Genomic DNA, 18050 nt, shown 5'->3' on the forward strand with positions numbered 1-18050 from the left:
CGTTGGCTGGCATGCGGTCCCGCGGCGGATTGCGCTCCTCCTGACCTTCACGGTCGTGGGAGGGGTGATCGTGGGCGGCACGGTGCTCTTCATCCGCGCCGAACGGGCCATTGCCACATTGCCTGAAGCGGTCGGCGCCGGGCTTGCCGAAAGGGGTGGTGCCTACGTACCTCTGGACGCGATGTCGCCCTGGCTCGTCAAAGCCGTGATCGCCGCAGAGGACCAATCGTTTTGGACCAATCCCGGGATCAGCTTTGAGGGGATGGGACGGGCCCTCGTCGTGAACGTCGAACGCCGTGCGTTTGCCGAGGGCGGCAGCACGGTCACCCAGGAGCTCCTTCGCGACCGGCTGCTCGGTCCCCGTAAGACACTCGGCCGAAAGCTTGTCGAAATTGCGTACGCGCTCCTGGCGGCTCGGCGCTATTCCAAGACTGAGGTCCTGACACTGTTTCTCAACCAAGCCTATTTCGGGCACAATGCCTGGGGGATCGATGCCGCATCCCGGACCTTCTTCGGCCTGCCGCCACGGAAATTGACCCTCCCACAAGCGGCTCTGCTGGCCGGGGTGCTCCAGGCGCCCACTGCGCTCGATCCGTTCCGCTTTCCGATCGCGGCACGTCGGCGGCGGAGCGAGGTCCTCGACGCGATGGGTCGCGCGGGCTACATCACGCGCGACCAGGCTCGTCAGGCTAACAAGGCGTCGCTTGGGCTTAGAAGATCAGGCAAGGAATCCCCCGCGCCGCCGATCGGTTCACCGTTTTCGCTGACCGAACGTCCCGGTCGAGGAACCATCATCACCAACCTGACCGGCGTCGCCGCAGGATTGGTATCGCACTTGAGTGCTGGTGGGTATGATCCTCGAAAGCGCCGGGGTCCCCTTTCCAAGCGAGGTGATTGTGCCGCTTGGGTCCTGGCGAGCAAAGACGACCAAGGCCCCGGAGCCGTCGTGACCGCGGTGCCATCGGGAACGGCACCGGCTCTTGGATCGGATACGGCGTCGGTGCAGCGATTCGGCGTGGATGGCAAGGCGGCCGCTGGCTGCGTCGCTCCCACTGGGAAGCTGCCGAACGCTGGTTCCACCGCTGCGGCGACCGGGCAGTGTTTCTCGGTCGCCTAATCCCGGCGGTGCGTATCTATAGATCCTTTCCTGCCGGCGATCTCTTCATGCCGGCCAGACGATTCACGGCCTACACGGTCGTCGGCTCGCTGATCTGGTACGCTGCCCTGGCGACCGGCAGTTCCTTCCTACGATCAAGGTGGGGCGTGATTGAGCCGCTGTTCCGCGGCGACGCGCTTGCCAACTTTGCGTTCGGGGCAACAGGTCTCATCTGCTGGTACGTTCGCCGGACGCTACGGCACAACTGACGGCCGTTCTCAAGGTCGCGCATCGCAGTTCTGGGACGCCACGAAAGGGGGAATGACGTTCGTGTCACCAATCGCACTTGCCGTCCTCGCCGGGATCGTCCAGGGTGTCGTCGAGTGGTTGCCGGTGAGCAGCAAGACAATGATCACCCTGATCTTTGCGGCGGCGGGCTACTCCTTTGGGACCGCGTACGTGTTAGGGTTGCTCGCGAACATGGGGTCTTTTGCCGCCGCCCTGTGGTATTTCCGGCGAGACATCATAGGCGCACTGCGTGGTCTTCGCCAGCCATGGGCCGATACGGACGGCGCGAAGACCCTGCGTTACCTCGTGCTCGCCACGCTGGCGACCGGCGCGGTTGGGATACCAGCGTACGAGCTGGCGAAGCACGTGCTGTCGGCCGCGACGGGGGCCGTGGCCATGTTCGCGATCGGAGGAATGTTATTGGTTACCAGCGTGATCAACACCCGCCGCGAGCGGCTCGCCCGCGCCGCCGCCCATGAGGGGAAGCACGAGGTGCCCGGGACGGTCGGTTCGTTGGTCGTCGGAGCGTGCCAGGGAATCGCCGCATTACCGGGCGTCAGCCGTAGCGCTATGACGGTGACACCTCTTCTGCTCCGAGGCTACGATGCGAAAGCGGCGCTGCGCTTCTCCTTCTTGCTCGACGTCCCGGCCCTGCTGGGCGCGGGGCTTGTGCCACTCGTCGTTGAACACGGCGGCAGCCGCGCGATGAGCAGTGTCGGTCCGGGGCTCCTCGTCGCCCTGCTGGCCGTTTCCGTGGTGGTCAGCTTCCTCACCATCGACGCCGTCCTCCGTGTAGCGGCGCGCCTTCGCAGCTCGATCATCACTCTTGTGATCGGCCTGCTGACTATCGCGTCGGCACTGGCGTTCGGGTTGCGTTAACGTCAACGAGCCCAGTGCACCGAGTCTAAATTGTGCATGTATGGCGAACCTCCGAGCGTGAAGCTGTCGTCGGCCGATCATGACGCGCTGGATGCGCTCGTTCGGCCCGGCACCGTCGAAGCCCGCCTGGCGCGGCATGTCCGCACCGTCTTGCTCCTCGAGGCGGGACCTTCCATGCGCGTGACCGCCGAGCGGGTGGGGTTGGCGCCGCGGATGGGCCAGCACTGGACGCGGCGGTTCCTCGAGGGGGGGCTCGCCGGGTTGGGAGATGCCCCCCGCCCCGGACGCCTCAAACTCATTCCGCTCAGCAACGAGGCCCGCATCATGGCCGAGATGCAACACCGGCCACCGGGGCCGCGAAGTCAGTCGTCGAGCCGGACGATGGCGGCCCGCCATGGCGTCTCGCAGAGTTTTGTCACCCGCCTGTGGCGCCGCCATGGGTTGCAACCGCACCGCGTGGCGGCCTACGTCGGCAGTCCGGATCCCGACTTCGAAGCCAAGGCGGCGATCCTCGGGTTGTATCTCCAGCCGCCCGCCCATGTCGTCGTCCTCTGCATCGATGAGAAGAGTCACATCATATTCGTGGCGCAAATCATGCCAGCGGATCGGCTGACGCACGCCGACGCGCAGCTGCGCGGCGCGCCACTGGCGCTTGAGCCAGTTTCCACCCGCGAGCGGCGTGATCCCGTCTTTCGAGAAGACGTACCCATGGGGCCGCGCCTGCTGGAAAATTCGGCGGACGAGTGGACTCAGGTCAATATCCCGGATCGACTGCTGGGTCTTGGGCGTCTGGGGAACGCGGCGGTAGAGCGAGCGCGTGATCCGCAGGTGATTGTGGGTGAATTCGATATCCTCGTCTCGCCGGATCGCGATCTGCTCGGACCAACGAACGCCGGCGAGTGCGGCGACGAGCACGGCATCGCGGACGGGCGGACGCAGCTCTTCGACCGCGCGGACGAAGTCCGCGGGTTCGAGCACCGGTGGCCGACGCTCGCGGGGCCCCTCTTGGGGGAGGTGCCGGCGGCGCAGGATCCCCCGCAGCGGATTGCTCGGCAAGAGCTCGTAGTCGGCGGTCGCGACCTCCAGGATGGCGGCGAGCAACGCGACCGCGTTCTTGATCGTCTTCGGCGATAGGCGGGGGCGGTGGGGGTTGGGACGGGTGCGGCTACAGGCTGTCCGTTGCTACTGCGTTTTCCCGGCGATGAACCCTTTCGCCATCGCGCGCGTGATCACCGCGAGCGGTAGGTCAGCGAATGCCGGCAGGAGATGGTGCGTGAGCAATGATTCGTACGAGCGCCGAGTGGCGGGTTTCAGGTGGATGGCACTCTCTGGCCGCCAAGTGTGCTCGACGAACTCGCGAAACGTCGGCACGCGCCGACGCCGGAGGCCCAGCCTTCCCGATTCGATGTCGGCGACCCGCAGCGCGCGGACGGTCATGGCTTGACGATAACTCCGCCCTGCGGGTTCCCGATGGCGGCGCCCCTGACGGTCGTAGTAACTGATCCACCAGACCCGGCCGCGACGGTACACTCCCGGCATGCGGCGCGCTGCTGGCCGCGGCGCCTCTTGATGCACAGGGCCAGACGGTTTCGCAGCATTCTGGTCTGTCATTGTGCCTTTACTCTCCTGTGGCATAGCGATTCAAGAACGCTTCGATGTCGTTCAGGCGAAATCGCAACTGCCTCCCAACCCGATGGGCACGCAAGCGACGTGCCCACACGAGCTCGTAAATCCGATCCTCCTTGACGGCCAGGTAAACAGCAACCTCTTTCACCGTCCAGAGACGGGGAAGGGTCGAAGTCTCGCGTCCGTCTGCAGGTTTGGGCTCTGTGCTCATGCGTCCTTCGCCCCTTAGACCGGCTGAACTCCGTGCCAGGGTACGGCGGGGGGTTGCATCCCGCGCGCCGTCATGCTCGACGCTGACCTCCATCCGGTGGCGTGGAACGGCAGACGGCCACGATCTTCCCGAGATATAGTGGCCGGGCCGCCCACACGGCCCAGTACTGATGATGTTCCTCCAGGGTGTCTCCCGGCGACGTTTGAGGTACCGGATCCCACTTCAACTCATTAATCGTGCCACCGTATTGTCGGATCCCATAGACATTGCCGGGGGCGCGAACGACCACCCAATCCCCGAGTTCCGGTCGGAGCTTCGGGTCAAAGAATACGACGTCTGCGGCGACGATGCCGGCCGCGCGAGCGTCAGGATGACCCTTCGTCACGAACAACAGCCGTAGATCGGTAGAGAGGCGTGTCTCGGCAAGGAACCGATCAAGCAGCCGGGGATCAGGTCGCCGGCGGTATTGAAATGGTAGTGGACCCCGCCAGGAGATAAGTCGATATCGCTCGACTCGCGTACCCGCACGTGCGGGCGCAGATGTTGCTTCGTTCGATGTCAGTTGGATCTCCTCGAGGAAACGCTCAAGTTCCTGTCGATCTTGCTCAGTGGTGATACTCGTGTCCTCGAGCGACCGTGCGCCTGTCGACTGAGGATGATCGAAGCGCGCTTGCAGAGCGTCTAGCGCCCTGGCCGCCTGAAGGATGCTTGCCTGGATGGCCGCGAGCTGGTCTCGAACGTCGTCGGTGGAGACTGGTTCCTTGGCGGCGAGAAGACGATCCAGGGGGGACCGGAGGTGGCCCGCGATGCGCTGAAGGATCGGGATCGGGATCCGCCTGGCGCCTCGCTCATAGCGAGCGATCGTCGGTTGCTTCACGCCGAGAGCCTGCGCCAGTTCGGCCTGCGTCTGGCCCGCCCGCCGGCGTTCCTCGCGGAGCCGACGGGCGATTTCCGTGTGGACCACTCGGGGAGGCTTGCTTACGCTCTCCTGACGTGGCTCGTCCACAACTAACCCCCCCTACGGTATCGGTATTTCATTCCATCCATCTGGTCCGGATGGGCCCACCGGTAACTTTGGAGGCTCGTCGTGCATATTGTGACCGTCTACGCTCGCAAAGGTGGGGTGGCGACATGGCACGCTATGTCGTCCGGTCTGAATCTAGGACACTTTGTTCCCACTGTGAATCTAGAAATCTTCGACACAGCTCGCCGGGCCGGGACTCCGCCGCCGCCATCGCCAAGGGACACAGCCTCCTGCGATGACAGTTGCGCCCGGTAATCGTCGGCGCGCTCGCAATGAAGAGCATGGCGTTGAGGTCCCGCTTGCGCGCCAGATGTTTCTCTTGACGAATCCGCGAGAGATCAAGTATCATGGTATCACTTAATCCTGTAATAACAGGATGACATTATGGAGTTGAATCTACCCCCCACGCCGATCGAACGGACAAACCCCACGCCCTACTATGCGCAGCTTGCCGCCATACTCCGCCGAAGAGTGGATGCAGGACAGTGGAAAATCGGCGACCAGCTCCCGTCCGAAGCCGAACTCGAACAAGCCTATAGCGTCTCGCGCACCGTCGTGAGACAGGCGTTGACTGTCCTCACCAACGAGGGTTTGGTCGACCGCCGAAAAGGCAAGGGCACGTTTGTCGCGGAGCGCAAGTATACCCCGGCCCTGTTTGAAACCCTGGCCAGTTTCTACGACGAGATGGCCGCCCGCGGCCATCCCCCGGTATCCAAGATCCTGACGCTGCGGAGAGAACCCGCACCCCACGATGCGGCCAAAGCCCTCCAGTTGCCAGAGGGCGCATCCGTGATCAAGCTGCGACGGCTGAGGTCCGTCGACGACACGCCCGTGGTACTCTCCACCAGCTTTCTCCCGTATGCGCTGTGTCCCGCACTCCTCGAGGAAGACCTGTCGCGGGCATCGCTCTATAAGTTTCTCGAGACAAAGTACGCGTTCGAGATCGCAACCGGCATCCGCCGCATCGAAGCCGTCGCCGCCGGACGGGACGACGCGCACATGTTGAAGATCAAGACCGGGGCGCCGCTGCTCGTTGTGCAGACCACGACGTACCTCCGCGACGGCCGGCCGGTGGATTTCTCCATCTCCAAGCATCGGGCGGATCGGACTCAGTTTGAAACGCACCTAATCCGTTCGCCACGGCCGAGATCGCTGTCCGCGGTGGCCGGCAGATGACGGTCGCGAGACAGCGGGGGCAGACGCCAGTAGCGGCTTCCGTGGGGGACACACCGTCCGGCGGGTCGACTGTGCTGGCCCACCCCAAGATCCTGATCGAAGACGTCATGTTCGAATATCCTGATCCTCGGTCGGACGCGCGACTGCGGGCGCTCGACGGGGTGACGATCCGCGTGCGGAAGAATGAGTTCTTCTGCGTCCTCGGCCCGAGCGGCTGCGGAAAGTCGACGCTGCTCTACTTGATCGCCGGCCTGCAGCGTCCGACCCAGGGGCGGATCTTGGTCGACGGCACGCCCGTCAAAGGCCCCGGGGCTGATCGGGGTCTCGTCTTCCAAGAGTACGCGCTCCTGCCCTGGCGGACCGTGCGCGAGAACGTCGGCTTGGGCCTCAAGATCCGCGGGGCCCCGCAGGCCGAGCGCGACGCGATCGCACGCGCTTTCATCGAACTCATCGGGCTGCGGGGTTTCGAGGACAAGTTCCCTCATGAGCTGTCCGGCGGCATGCGGCAGCGGGTCGCAGTCGCGCGCACGCTGGCCAACTCGCCGCAGGTGGCGTTGATGGACGAGCCGTTCGCGGCCGTCGACGCCCAGACGCGCACCACCCTGCAGGAAGAACTTACCCGCATCTGGTCCCAGACGAAGGTCACCGTGTTCTTCGTAACCCACAACGTCGACGAGGCGATTTTCCTCGGAGACCGGGTGCTCGTGATGACGCCCCGCCCGGGCCGCGTCCAGGGCATTGTCACGGTCAATGTGCCCCGCGAGGAGCGCCAGTGGGCCACGCTCGAGCGGGACCCGCGGTTTGTCGGGCTCAGGAGCCAGCTCAACGAGATGATCCGCCAGTCCGCGGTCCCAGCCGATGGCCATCGCGATCACTAGCACCGTGCTGAGCCGCCCCGCCCGTTTCGCGGCGCGGCACCCGTCGCTGACGACGATCCTGAAAAACGTTGGCCCGTTCGTCCCGCTGCTCGCGCTGTGGCAGGTGCTCGTGTGGCTCCGGGTGTCGCCTCCGAGCTTCCTCCCCGCCCCGGCGTCGCTCGTGCCGGCGTTTACGTCGCTCGCCGAGCGGTCGAATCTCTTCGGGCAACTGTCACTCACCGTGTACCGCGTCGCCGCGGCCGCGGCGATCGGCCTGGGCGCTGGCGTGCTGCTGGGCGCCGCCGTCGGAACGAGCCGGACTTTGTACACATCGCTCCGGGGCATCATCGACTACCTACAGGCAGTCGGCGAGATCGGATGGCTCCCGCTCTTCATCATCTGGTCCGGCTTCAACGACCGGACCATCATCCTGACCGTGGCCTACACGATCTTCTTCCCGGTGTTCTATGGGACGGTCTCCGGCCTACTCACCGTCCCCAAAACCCTCAGCGACTCTGTCCTCACCCTCGGCGGTGGCCGCTGGCATGTCCTGCGGGAGGTCCTGCTACCGGGCGCACTCCCGGCGATCATTACCGGCCTGCGCGTCGGGATGGGCTTCGGCTGGCGCACGGTCATCCTGGCCGAAATGCTGGTGGCCCAAGCCGGGCTCGGCGTCCTGATGTTCCAGGCCCGCTCGTTCTTCCGCGTGGACTGGGTGCTCGTCGGCATGGTGTTGAGCGGCATGCTCTGGCTACTGACGGACCGGTTCGTGCTGCTGCCCCTCGAGGCGCACACCATCCAGCACTGGGGCATCCAGGTGGTGGAGGCGTAACCGCGTGGCCACCGCCACTCCTGCAATCCCGTCCGGATTCCGCCCAAGCGGCGCGCGCCTGCTCGTGCTCCGCACCCTCCCGTTTGCGATCGCGGTGGTCGCCTGGTGGGCCGCCACGACACCATGGGGCGGCGTACCGCGGTATGTCCTCCCATCGCCAAGCGCCGTGTTCCAGGACGCGGTCGACCTCGCCCGCCAAGGCGTGCTGCTCGACGCGGTGCTGTCGAGCATTACCCGCATGGTGGTTGGGTTTCTGGTCGGCGCAACGCTCGGGATCACCTTCGGGATTGTCGTGGGCACGAACCGCGCGGTGGCGGCGTTCTTCATGCCCCTGGCGCGTTTCTTCCAGGCAATCGCGGGAGTGATCTGGATCCCGCTCGCGGTCCTGTGGCTCGGGATCAGCTGGCGGAGCGTCACGTTCATCATCTTCAACACCGTGTTCTTCCTCGTGTTCTACAACACGCTAATGGGCGTGCAGACCGTGCCCCGAACCCTGCGCAACTCGATCCTGACGCTCGGAGGGAGCCGTTGGGACGTGATCCGCGAGGTGCTGCTCCCCGGAGCGCTGCCGAGCATCCTCGTCGGCCTGCGGGTCGGCGTGGGGTACGGCTGGCGGTCCCTCATCGCGGCGGAGATCATTGCGAGCGGTCAGGGGCTCGGCGTGCTGATCTGGCAGGGGGAGCGGTTCTTCCGCATCCCGGATATCGTCGTGGGCCTGTTCCTCATCGGGCTGATCAGCCTGTTCATGGACCGGCTCGTGTTTGCCCCACTCCAGGCACGCACCGTTGAACGCTGGGGCACGACCGCGGGCGCGCCCCGCTAACCATTTGCGGGCCCATCGTACCGCACGTGCATGGCGCACGCGACGTATCAAGGTTCGTGAGTCGCCAGAGGAGGTGCGAATTGGAAACGCGACGCTCGGCTCTCACACTGTCGCTCGTTCTGGCGTGTTTGGTGCTGCTGGCCGGAGGGGGCACGGCGGCCACGCTCGATGCCCCCATCACGGTGACGTCCGGCGGCCTGTGCATCTGCCACGCGCCTCTATACGTCGGGATCGCCAAAGGGATCTTCGCGAAGGACGGAGTGAACTTGCGCGTGCTTCGTGTGGCCAGCGGGTTTGAAGGGCTGGCCGCCCTGCAGACCGGAAGCGCTCAGGTCGCCGACGCGGTCCCCGCCGTCGCGGCGCAAGCAATCGCGCAGGGCATCGACGTCAAAGCGGTGCTGCCCGCGAACGGCGACGCGACCGGGACGGTCCCGACGGACAACTACTTCGCGGTGATCGCGCGGCCCGGGCGCGGCATCCGCTCCGACCACCTCGAGGACCTCAAGGGCAAGACGATCGGGCTCCCCGTGGGAACCGTGGCGCACCAATACCTGTTCTACGCGGCGCAGGCCAAGAACCTGGACCCGCAAAAGGACTTTCGTCTGCAGAACGTGTCGCCGGCCGACCTGCCGAGCGCTCTGCAGAGTGGGTCGGTGGACGCCATCGTGTCGTGGGAACCGATACCGTTGCAGGCACTCAGCATGATGAAGGACGCGGTCGTCGTGGCTCGAGGCGGCAACCACATCCAGTACCTGTTCTTCCGCTGGATGTCGTCCCGGTACGTCGCTACGAATCCCGGGACGACGAAGCGCTTCGTTGCGGCGTTCGCCGAATCGGCCCAGTATACGCGCGAGCACCCTGACGAGGCGGCCGACATCGTCGCCAAGGAGTTTAATGGGCTGGACCGCGGCGTCATCCGCCAGTCCCTCCGCTATCTCACCTTCGACATGCGCGTGTCCCGTGCAACGATGGACGCGGCGCAACAGGGGCTCGACTTTGCCTCGAAGATCGGCGCCCTCAAGCAAACACCGTCACTCAACTCGATGCTGGATCTCCGCTACCTCAACCAGGTGGTCAAGGAAGATCCGAAGATCTTCAGCGACCTGCCCGCGATCCCGCGCGCCCTTGTCCTCCCGTAGCCGCCGCGAGTTCGCCGTGGGCTCAGACCTGTTCGACCTCACCGGCCGGATCGCGGCGGTCTGCGGCGGAGCGGGCGGCATCGGCGGCCGCGTCGCCGCGGGGCTCGCTCGACAGGGGGCATCGGTGGCTGTCGTCGATCTCGACGAGGAAGGCGCCGGGCGGGTGGCGCACGACATCCAGGCCCTCGGCGGGCGCGCGACTGCGGTCTCGGCCGACATCGCGACGTCGATCGCGGCCACCCGGTGCGTGGACGCGGTCGTCAAAGAGCTGGGGGCGCTCGACGTGCTCGTGAACGCGGTCGGCTTCAACATCTTCAAGCCGGTGCTCGAGCTCACCGACGACGAGATCCAGCGCTTGGTGTCGCTCAATCTCACCTCGGCGCTTCTGATCTCCCGGGCCGCGGTTCCGGCGATGCGACGCCGCGGGGGTGGGAAGATCATCAACTTCGCATCGGTGACGGCGCTGTTTGGCAGCCCAGGGCAGAGCGTCTACGCGGCGGCGAAGGCCGGGCTCGTGAACCTGACAAAATCGATGGCGCTCGAGTGGGCCCCGTACCACATCCAGGTGAACGCGGTGTCGCCGGTGATGACGGAGACGGCGATCAACGCTGCTTGGCTCGCCGCGAACCCGGACCGCAAGGCCGGGATCGCGTCCGCGATCCCGGCGGGACGGCTTGGCCGCCCTGACGACCTCGTTGGGCCCGTGGTGTTTCTTGCCAGCCGCGCGTCCGACTTTGTGCTGGGCCAGACGCTCTACGTCGACGGCGGGACCGGTGCCGTGCACCCGCTGCTCAAATGAGGCGGCACTGAGATGCGGATCGTCGTCATGGGAGCGGGCGGGCTGGGCTCGAAGTTCGGTGGGCTCCTGGCCGAGCACGCCGACGTCTGGCTGGTGCATCGACGACCGGCCCACGTCGAGGCGATCGAGCGACATGGGCTCCGGATCCGGCGGGATGGCGCCGAGCGGATCGTGAGCCCGCGCGCGACGACCGATCTCCGCGGGCTAGGAACCGTGGACGTCGTACTGCTGCTGGTCAAGTCATACGACACTGACGGCGCGGCCGAGGCGATCGTGCCCTTGCTCGGCCGGCACTCGCTTGTCGTCACGTTCCAGAACGGCCTCGGCAATCTCGAGACGCTCGCCGGGCGCGCCGGCGCTGCCCGAAGCGCGCTCGGCGTGACGTTCCAGGGCGCCACGCTGGCGGGGCCCGGAACGGTCATCGACACCGGCCATGGACCAAGCTATCTCGGCGGGGCGCCGGCGAGCGCGGACCGGGTGTCCGCGCTCGCGGAGCTCCTTACTCGCGCCACCATTCCGACGGAGGTCGTCGCCAACGTGGAGGGCTTGCTGTGGGCGAAGCTCGCCGTGACCGCGGGAATCAACGCGGTCGCCGCGGTGCTGCGCGTGCCGAACGGGGTGCTCGGCCGTGTGGCGGAGGCGAAGCAGTTGTCGCTGCGCGCGATCGACGAGACCATGGCCGTCGCGGAGGCGCGCGCGATCCGTTTGGCGTTCGATCCGCGCGAGCGATTCGAGTTGGTCACAGCAGCGACCGCGGACATGCGGTCGGGCACGCTGCTCGATGCGATGCGCGGACGGCGGACGGAGGTGGACGCACTCTCCGGCGCCATCGCGGCAGCCGGACGCGCGGCGGGCGTGCCCACGCCCGTCAACGAGGCACTGTGGTTGATGGTGAAGGCGATCGAGGCCACGCACACGTTCCGCGTGGCCGAGGCCTGAGGAAGGGGCAATCATCCAATGAGCCGGCTTGGCACGCTGCTCAATGACTATGCGAACAAGCGGGTGCGGACGCTTATCGCCCTGCATAGCGGCACGTCCGCGGACGGCATCACGGCGGCGCTCCTGCGCGTCGAGGGATCGCAGGACACGGCCCGAGCCACACTGGTCCGTTGCCAGGGGTTTCCCTACCCGTCCGCGTTCCGCGAGAAGCTCGCGGAACTGTTTGCCCGGGAGACCGCGACGGTGCCCAAGTTCGGACAGGCGCACTTCTACCTCGGCGAACTGTTTGCCCAAGCGGCGCAGGGCATCGCCGCGGAGGCCGGCGTCGAAATTGAGACGGTCGACGGCATCGTCTGCTCCGGACAGATCACGTTCCACATCCGGCGCGGGCAGGACGCCCGCGACCGCTGGCTCGGGGCGGAGGAAATCCCCGCGGCCCTCGATACCGGGGAAGGCAGTGTGATCGCCGAGCGCACAGGCCGCCTCGTCGTCACCAACATGCGGAGCCGCGACATGGCCGCCGGCGGCCAGGGGAACCCCCTGGTCGTGTACGGGGACTGGGTGCTCTTCCGCCATCCGACGCTTGCGCGGACGGTCCTGAATATCGGCGGCATCGCGAACCCCACGATCCTGCCGCCGGGAGCGCGCCTCGACCAGGTGCGGGCGTTCGACACCGGCCCCGGGAACATGATCATCGACGCCCTCATCCATCGGTTCACCGAGGGGCGCGAGGAGTACGATGCCGGCGGCGCTCGCGCGAGCCGCGGTCACGTGGACCCGGCCCTACTGGAATGGCTGATGACGCACGAATACGTCCGCCGCCGTCCGCCAAAAACGACCGGCCGTGAGGTGTTCGGTCGCCCCATGACCGACGCGCTGCTGCAGCGGATCGGGGGACGCGCGATTGCAGAAGACGACCTCCTGGCCACGGTCACGGCCTTCAGCGCGGAGTCCATTGCGCACAACTACCGAGAGTTCGTGCTGCCCGAGCAGCGGGTGGACGAGGTGCTCGTGTGCGGCGGCGGCACCCACAACCAAACCCTCTTGCGGATGCTCCGCGAACGGCTGGCCCCGATCCGCGTGGGCACGGTCGCCAACGCGGACGTTCCGGTGGACGCGCGGGAAGTCATGTGCGTCGGTATCATCGGCAACGAGACCCTGCTCGGCGAGCCTGGAAACGTCCCATCGGCCACCGGGGCTCGACGCCGCGTCGTGATGGGACAGATCACGCCGCCCTAGTGACGGCCCAAGGCAGCCTGAGGTGCACGAGAGGAGACCATCGTGAAACAGCTCGAGACCGGTACTGTGCGTGCCACGTTCCTGCCGTCTGCGACCGTGTCCGTCGACGCGTCGGGCGATTGGACGGTCGTGGTCGAGATCGCCGACGGCAGCGTGGAGCGGTTCGGCGGCGTCCAGGTGTATATCCCGCCGGGGTGGACGGTCCCGCAACTCGATGATGCGACAAAACCGGGCTATGTATCCGTCATCGGCCGCACGGCCGCGCGGGTGAGCACCCGTCTCCACACGTGGCGGTGGATCACCGCCCAGGTGGATGAGGGCCGACTCGTCCCCGGTGACGCGCTCGAGTTCCACTATGGGGGGGCTGGGGGCGCCCGGGCGCCGCGGGTTTCCAACGAAGCGACGGAGTTCACGATCCTCGTCGATCCCAGCGGCCTTGGCAACTACGACCCGCAACCAGGATCGCCGGTCGTCCGGACGACGCCCGGACCGGCGGTCGGCTTCGAGGTGGTGACGCCCTCCGTCCTGCAGACCGGAGAAACAATGACGGCACGCGTGAAAGTCGTGGACGCGCTCGGCAATCTTGTGCCGGCGTCCGGCGAGGTCGACGTCGTGCTGGCGACAGATGGTCGGACGCCGGTCCAGCAGACCGTGACGCTTGACGCCCGCGCGGCGGCAGCCCCCTGGCCAGTCGCGGTCTCCGCGGAGGGGGTGTGGCGCGTCGAGGTGCGCGACCGTCACACGGGCCGCGCCGGCCGCAGCCCGGCCGTGCTCGTGGAGCGGGCGCCTGAGATGCGCCTGTTCTGGGGCGACATCCACGGGCACTCCGCAGCGTCGGACGGCGCGCTGAGCCCGGACGAGTACTACACGTTCGCGCGGGACGTGTCCGGCCTCGACTTCTGCGCCCTGACCGATCACGACGACGTCGGCCACAATTCCAACGTCCCAGACCACTCGAAATTCATGACCCAAGAGGTATGGCAAGAGCTGCAGACCGTCACGAACCAATACAACGCGCCCGGGCGGTTCGTGACGCTCGTCGGGTTTGAGTACAGCCAGATCGAACTCGGCATCGAGGGGCACCGCAACGTGTACTACCGCGGCGCCTCGGGCCCGTTACTGCACGACCGCGATCCGAGATACAATACGCCGACGAAGCTGTTGCGGGCCCTGGCCAGCCTCGACGCGCTGGTCATCCCGCACCATCCGCTGCACTACATGAGCTGGGAGCACGATCCTCGGAGCCAGCGCCTGGTCGAGGTGTACTCGATGTGGGGCTCCTCTGAGGACCGGAAGACCGGCGACGCCGCGTTCACCGGCAAAATGGTCAGCCCCGGGTCCGGCATTGCGTTCCAGGAGTACCTCGCGCGGGGTTACAAGCTCGGCGTGACGGCGGGCGGCGACAACCACGACAGTCGCCCCGGGCGCCGTGGCGCCACCGACCGCTGGCGGAAAGGGAAGATGGCCCAGCCGCCGGGGCTCGTGGCCGTCTATGCTCCGGATCTGACGCGTGAAGCGGTGTTCGACGCGCTCTGGGAGCGGCGCTGCTACGGCACGACCGGGCAGCGCATCCTCGTGGACTTCCGCGTGGAGGGGCAGCGCATGGGAGCGGAGGTGACACGTCCCGAAACGGCGCATCCGCGCATCGCATGCTGCGTCCTCGGCGAGACCGCGTTGGCGTCCGTCGAGCTGCTCAGGAACAATCGAGTCGTGCAGACGTGGACACCTGACGCCGAAGAGCTTGCCGTCGAGTGGAGAGACCCGTCACCGGTCGGCGCGGGGTGCATCTACTACGTCCGCGCGCGGCAGGCCGACGGTGGGCGCGCGTGGTCAAGCCCCATCTGGCTCACGCCTGAGGAGCGCCGGTAGATGAACGTCGTGCTGATCGTCATCGACACCCTGCGCGCCGACACTCTCGACAACACCACGTACGGGCGGCCGATGACACCGCGCATGACGGCGCTCGGGAACCAAGGCGCGGTGTTCACTGCCGCGTATCCCGAGTCGCTGCCGACGGTGTGCGTCCGCCGCGCGCTCCACAGCGGCCGGCGAACGTTCCCCTTCCGAAACTACTTTCCGCGCAAGGGTGATCCCGTGCAGCTGCCGGGTTGGCAGCCGATGGCGGAGGACCAACCCACGGTCGCGGAGATCTTGCTTCAGGCCGGGTACCGGACGGCGCTCGTGACGGACAACTGGCACCTAGTGAAACCATCGATGAACTTCCTGCGGGGCTTCACCGAGTGGAATCTCATCCGGGGCCAGGTCCTCGACTTCTACCGATCGAGGCGTCCCAACTGGGATCTCAGCCCCTTCACGGTGGATCAGATGGAGGGGAGTGCCGCGGTCGCGATGCTCCAGCAGCATCTCGCGAACAACGCCGACCGACGCGGCGAGCAGGACTGGACCCCGGCGCAGGTTTTCAGCCGCGCCTCGGATTGGCTCACGGAGAACGCCGGGGCCGGCCCGTTCTTTCTGTGCATCGACTCCTTCGATCCCCACGAGCCGTGGGACCCGCCGCAGCGCTACGTGGACCAGTACGCGCACGGCTATACCGGCAAGCGGATCATCTCGCCGATGTACGGCCCCTGCGACTATCTGACCGCGGACGAGCTTGCGTACTGCCGCGCCTTGTACGCCGGCGAGGTCACTCTCGTCGACCACTGGCTCGGTGTGTTCCTGGACCGGCTCGAGGCGCTCGGCCACGGCACCGATACGTTGGTGGGCGTCATCTCGGACCACGGCATCAGCATTGGCGAGCACGGACTCGTGGGGAAGCTACCGTGGGGCTTGTACCCTGAGGTGATGACGAACGTTTTGATGCTCCGCGCCCCCGGAACGATCCCCGCCGGTACGCGCGTGGATGCCCTGGTCGGCAACTACGATCTGATCCCGACGATCTTTGATCTGGCACAAATCGCCGCGCCCCCGCTCGACGGCCGCACGCTGCGGCCGCTCATCACGGGGGAACGAACGCGGCATCGCGAGTTCGTGACGTCACGTTTCTGGGACTACGTCTGGTATCGCGACGCTCGGCACTGGTACATCGCCCGCACGGACGGCGCGGCCCCCCAGCTCTTCGATCTCGAATCGGACCCGCGTTGCGAGCGCAACACGGCGGCCGCGCAGCCGCAGGTCGCGCGGGCGCTGCACGCGCGCATCCTTGAGGACGCGGGAGGCGAGCTGCCGACGTACGGCCCCATCCCGGTGAGCGCGCTCGGCGCCCCCTGGTACAAGCAGTTCCAGATGAACCTGCAGCGCGGTCGCCCGGACTAGGACGACGAACGATGAGCGTTTCCGCGACACCCCGGCACGATCCCGATGGCATGCAGGGCCGCAGTCTCGTCCGGCAGGCGGCCGGGTATTTTTGGTTCCTCGCGCCGGCGCTTGTCGTGCTGGCCGTGCTGTCGATCGTGCCCGTCCTGCTGACGTTCTATCTCGGCTCCACCGATCTCGCCCTCGCCAAGCCCGGGTCCGGCCACTGGATTGGCCTCGGCAATTACACCACGATGCTTCGCGACGCGTACTTCCGCTCCTCGGTCGTGGTCACGCTGGTGCTGATCGGCGTGCCGGTCGCCCTCCAGATGCTGCTAGGGCTTGGCCTCGCGCTGCTGCTGCATACAGACTACCCGATCATCAAAGTGCTGCGCCCACTGTTCATCACACCGATGGTCATTCCACCGGTCGTGGCCGGACTCATGTGGAAGATTCTGTACCTCCCGAACCTCGGCGGGCTGAACTATCTTCTGGGCCTCGCCGGGATACCGCCCGTGTCGTGGTTCAGCAGCGCGCTGATGGCGACCGTGGCCATCATTATCGTCGCCACCTGGGAAGACACGCCGTTTGTGATGCTCTTGGTGCTTGCGGCACTCGAGTCGCTGCCATCGGAACCGATCGAAGCCGCGATCGTGGACGGTGCGAGCGCATGGCAGCGGTTCTATTCGGTCGTCCTGCCGATCATCCGCCCGGTGCTGCTCACCGCGATGATCTTTCGCCTGATCGGCAGCCTGGGGATCTTTCCGGTCATCTACGTGCTCACGCAGGGTGGCCCCGGGCGGTCCACCGAGGTACTGAACTACTACGCGTACACGCAGGGATTCACGTTCCTGAACATTGGCTACGCCAGTGCGCTCGCGGTCGCGTTGCTGGTCCTGGTCTTGGCGCTGAGCCTGGTGCTGACGACCGCTCGGCTGCGGGAGGGGGTCGCCGGATGAGCCACACGCGGCGCTCGCGGCTGTCGTCGTTCGCGCTCCAGACCCTCGCGGCGCTCTGGGCCGCAATCACCCTGTACCCCTTTTTCTGGCTGCTGACGTTGTCGTTGAAGACGCCGGTGCAAGCCTTTGCCATGCCGCCGGTCTGGATCTTCACGCCGACGGTTCAGAACTACACTGGATTGGGCGCTGCAAACTTCCTTGGACCGTTCCGCAACAGCCTGATTATCGCACTCAGCACGGTCGTCGCCTCGCTTGGGCTCGGTGTCCCCGCGGCCTACGGCTTCTCCCGGGCACGGTTCCGAGGGCGCCGGCCGGCACTCTGGGCGATCCTGATCATCCGAATGGTGCCGGGGATGACGTACATCATCCCGTTCTTCATGATCTACCGACGCCTTGGAATGCTGGACACTCCGCAAGCGCTCATCATCCTCTACACGCTGTTCAACGTCGCGCTGGTAATCTGGACGATGCAGGCGTTCTTCGACGAGGTCCCGCGCGAGCTCGAGGAGTCGGCGTGGGTAGACGGCGCGGGACTGTTCCAGGCATTCGTGCGAATTCTCCTGCCGGTCTCGGGACCGGCTCTTGTCGCGACGGCCATCCTGTGCTTCCTGTTCTCCTGGAGCGAGTTCCTGTTCGCCCTGGTCATCACCCAAAGCGTAGCCGTGACGGCGCCCGTGGCTATTACCGGGTTCCTCGCGTACCAGGGTGCGGACTGGGGGAAGATTGCTGCGGCGACGATCCTGTTGCTCGCACCGGTGCTGATCTTCGGATTCGCCATGCGAGCGTTCCTGTTGCGCGGCCTGTTGGCGGGAGCCGTCAAGGGATGACCGGCATACGCCGTCCGGGCGCTATCATCGCGGCGTCGACGCGGGGCCGGCCGCCCGGACTCTCGCGCTCCCACCGGTCCGACG

The 18050-nt window shown here is 66.4% G+C and carries 18 protein-coding genes; 16 read left to right on the forward strand and 2 right to left on the reverse strand.

Annotated elements, in window-relative coordinates:
• The first annotated feature begins 70 nt into the window (after positions 1 to 70).
• The 4 genes from VKZ50_08635 (at position 71) to VKZ50_08650 (ending at position 3397) form a co-directional block, all read left to right on the forward strand.
• Entirely contained in the window at positions 71 to 1117 is a 1047-nt protein-coding gene (locus tag VKZ50_08635; protein ID HLJ59784.1) for a transglycosylase domain-containing protein, read from the forward strand.
• On the forward strand, positions 1009 to 1365 hold the full coding sequence (locus tag VKZ50_08640; protein ID HLJ59785.1) for a VTT domain-containing protein: 357 nt from the start codon (positions 1009 to 1011) through the stop codon (positions 1363 to 1365). The genes VKZ50_08635 and VKZ50_08640 overlap by 109 nt, the downstream gene beginning before the upstream one ends.
• A 61-nt stretch (positions 1366 to 1426) precedes the next feature.
• Positions 1427 to 2263 (forward strand): undecaprenyl-diphosphate phosphatase, encoded by an 837-nt coding sequence (locus VKZ50_08645; GenBank protein ID HLJ59786.1) that lies wholly within the window; start codon positions 1427 to 1429, stop codon positions 2261 to 2263.
• 36 nt (positions 2264 to 2299) lie between these two features.
• The gene (locus VKZ50_08650) at positions 2300 to 3397 is read left to right on the forward strand and encodes a helix-turn-helix domain-containing protein (protein ID HLJ59787.1); all 1098 of its coding nucleotides are present in this window, start codon (positions 2300 to 2302) and stop codon (positions 3395 to 3397) included.
• 48 nt (positions 3398 to 3445) lie between these two features.
• On the opposite strand, the gene VKZ50_08655 is transcribed toward VKZ50_08650, so the two are convergent.
• Together VKZ50_08655 and VKZ50_08660 are read right to left on the reverse strand one after the other, a co-directional pair.
• Positions 3446 to 3802, reverse strand: coding sequence for a hypothetical protein (locus tag VKZ50_08655; protein ID HLJ59788.1), 357 nt, complete (start codon positions 3800 to 3802; stop codon positions 3446 to 3448).
• Positions 3803 to 4170: 368 nt separating this feature from the next.
• Positions 4171 to 5106, reverse strand: coding sequence for a helix-turn-helix domain-containing protein (locus tag VKZ50_08660; GenBank protein ID HLJ59789.1), 936 nt, complete (start codon positions 5104 to 5106; stop codon positions 4171 to 4173).
• A 402-nt stretch (positions 5107 to 5508) separates the two neighbouring features.
• Between VKZ50_08660 and phnF the strand changes: the two genes are divergently transcribed.
• The 12 genes from phnF (at position 5509) to VKZ50_08720 (ending at position 17966) form a co-directional block, all read left to right on the forward strand.
• Complete coding sequence (gene phnF / locus VKZ50_08665; GenBank protein ID HLJ59790.1) at positions 5509 to 6300, forward strand: phosphonate metabolism transcriptional regulator PhnF; 792 nt, start codon at positions 5509 to 5511, stop codon at positions 6298 to 6300.
• Positions 6297 to 7178, forward strand: coding sequence for an ABC transporter ATP-binding protein (locus tag VKZ50_08670; protein HLJ59791.1), 882 nt, complete (start codon positions 6297 to 6299; stop codon positions 7176 to 7178). Before phnF ends, VKZ50_08670 begins: the two co-directional genes overlap by 4 nt.
• Positions 7159 to 7989: an ABC transporter permease gene (locus tag VKZ50_08675; GenBank protein HLJ59792.1), complete on the forward strand. Its 831-nt coding sequence runs from the start codon at positions 7159 to 7161 to the stop codon at positions 7987 to 7989. The genes VKZ50_08670 and VKZ50_08675 overlap by 20 nt, the downstream gene beginning before the upstream one ends.
• Before the next feature lie 4 nt (positions 7990 to 7993).
• A complete protein-coding gene (locus tag VKZ50_08680) occupies positions 7994 to 8812 on the forward strand; it encodes an ABC transporter permease (GenBank protein ID HLJ59793.1) in 819 nt (272 codons plus the stop codon).
• An 80-nt stretch (positions 8813 to 8892) separates the two neighbouring features.
• A complete protein-coding gene (locus tag VKZ50_08685; GenBank protein HLJ59794.1) occupies positions 8893 to 9951 on the forward strand; it encodes an ABC transporter substrate-binding protein in 1059 nt (352 codons plus the stop codon).
• Between the two features lie 16 nt (positions 9952 to 9967).
• On the forward strand, positions 9968 to 10750 hold the full coding sequence (locus VKZ50_08690; GenBank protein ID HLJ59795.1) for a glucose 1-dehydrogenase: 783 nt from the start codon (positions 9968 to 9970) through the stop codon (positions 10748 to 10750).
• A 12-nt stretch (positions 10751 to 10762) separates the two neighbouring features.
• A complete protein-coding gene (locus tag VKZ50_08695) occupies positions 10763 to 11689 on the forward strand; it encodes a 2-dehydropantoate 2-reductase (GenBank protein HLJ59796.1) in 927 nt (308 codons plus the stop codon).
• Positions 11690 to 11707: 18 nt separating this feature from the next.
• On the forward strand, positions 11708 to 12928 hold the full coding sequence (locus VKZ50_08700) for an anhydro-N-acetylmuramic acid kinase (GenBank protein ID HLJ59797.1): 1221 nt from the start codon (positions 11708 to 11710) through the stop codon (positions 12926 to 12928).
• Between the two features lie 42 nt (positions 12929 to 12970).
• Positions 12971 to 14797, forward strand: a complete 1827-nt coding sequence (locus VKZ50_08705; GenBank protein HLJ59798.1) for a CehA/McbA family metallohydrolase — start codon at positions 12971 to 12973, stop codon at positions 14795 to 14797.
• Positions 14798 to 16201 carry a sulfatase gene (locus tag VKZ50_08710; protein ID HLJ59799.1) on the forward strand — a complete coding sequence of 468 codons (1404 nt, stop codon included), beginning with the start codon at positions 14798 to 14800 and terminating at the stop codon, positions 16199 to 16201.
• Positions 16202 to 16212: 11 nt separating this feature from the next.
• Positions 16213 to 17139, forward strand: coding sequence for a sugar ABC transporter permease (locus VKZ50_08715; GenBank protein ID HLJ59800.1), 927 nt, complete (start codon positions 16213 to 16215; stop codon positions 17137 to 17139).
• Entirely contained in the window at positions 17136 to 17966 is an 831-nt protein-coding gene (locus VKZ50_08720; protein ID HLJ59801.1) for a carbohydrate ABC transporter permease, read from the forward strand. The genes VKZ50_08715 and VKZ50_08720 overlap by 4 nt, the downstream gene beginning before the upstream one ends.
• Positions 17967 to 18050 lie beyond the last annotated feature (84 nt).

Source organism: bacterium (assembly GCA_035295165.1).
In the GTDB taxonomy this organism is placed as follows: Bacteria; Sysuimicrobiota; Sysuimicrobiia; order Sysuimicrobiales; family Segetimicrobiaceae; genus JAJPIA01.